The 1,162-nt window shown below is 51.4% G+C and carries 1 rRNA gene; it reads left to right on the forward strand.

Annotated elements, in window-relative coordinates:
• Positions 1-1,162, forward strand: a 23S ribosomal RNA gene (locus EC501_RS18305); the annotation flags it as partial.

Here is a 1,162-nt window from a genome sequence, read left to right on the forward strand (position 1 = left end):
AGAGGGTAAAAGCCCCGTAGTCGAAAGTTCATTCTCTCTTGAGTGTATCCTGAGTACGGCGGAACACGTGAAATTCCGTCGGAATCCGGGAGGACCATCTCCCAAGGCTAAATACTCCCTAGTGACCGATAGTGAACCAGTACCGTGAGGGAAAGGTGAAAAGCACCCCGGGAGGGGAGTGAAATAGAACCTGAAACCGTGTGCCTACAAGTAGTTAGAGCCCGTTAATGGGTGATAGCGTGCCTTTTGTAGAATGAACCGGCGAGTTACGATTACGTGCAAGGTTAAGTCGAGAAGATGGAGCCGTAGCGAAAGCGAGTCTGAATAGGGCGGTATTAAGTACGTGGTCGTAGACCCGAAACCAGGTGATCTACCCATGTCCAGGGTGAAGGTGAGGTAACACTCACTGGAGGCCCGAACCCACGCACGTTGAAAAGTGCGGGGATGAGGTGTGGGTAGCGGAGAAATTCCAATCGAACTTGGAGATAGCTGGTTCTCTCCGAAATAGCTTTAGGGCTAGCCTCGTGATTAAGAATACTGGAGGTAGAGCACTGTTTGGACTAGGGGCCCATCTCGGGTTACCGAATTCAGACAAACTCCGAATGCCAGATATTTATACACGGGAGTCAGACTGCGAGTGATAAGATCCGTAGTCAAAAGGGAAACAGCCCAGACCACCAGCTAAGGTCCCAAAGTAATCGTTAAGTGGAAAAGGATGTGGCGTTGCTTAGACAACCAGGATGTTGGCTTAGAAGCAGCCATCATTTAAAGAGTGCGTAATAGCTCACTGGTCGAGTGACGCTGCGCCGAAAATGTATCGGGGCTAAACGATTCACCGAAGCTGTGGATGGACATCTTTGATGTCCGTGGTAGGAGAGCGTTCTAAGGGCGTTGAAGTCAGACCGGAAGGACTGGTGGAGCGCTTAGAAGTGAGAATGCCGGTATGAGTAGCGAAAGATGGGTGAGAATCCCATCCACCGTATGACTAAGGTTTCCTGAGGAAGGCTCGTCCGCTCAGGGTTAGTCGGGACCTAAGTCGAGGCCGATAGGCGTAGACGATGGACAACAGGTTGATATTCCTGTACCACCTCCCCGCCGTTTGAGTAATGGGGGGACGCAGTAGGATAAGGTAAGCGCGCTGTTGGATATGCGCGCCCAAGCA

The organism is Lysinibacillus halotolerans, from assembly GCF_003711845.1.
GTDB classification, from domain to species: domain Bacteria; phylum Bacillota; class Bacilli; order Bacillales_A; family Planococcaceae; genus Ureibacillus; species Ureibacillus halotolerans.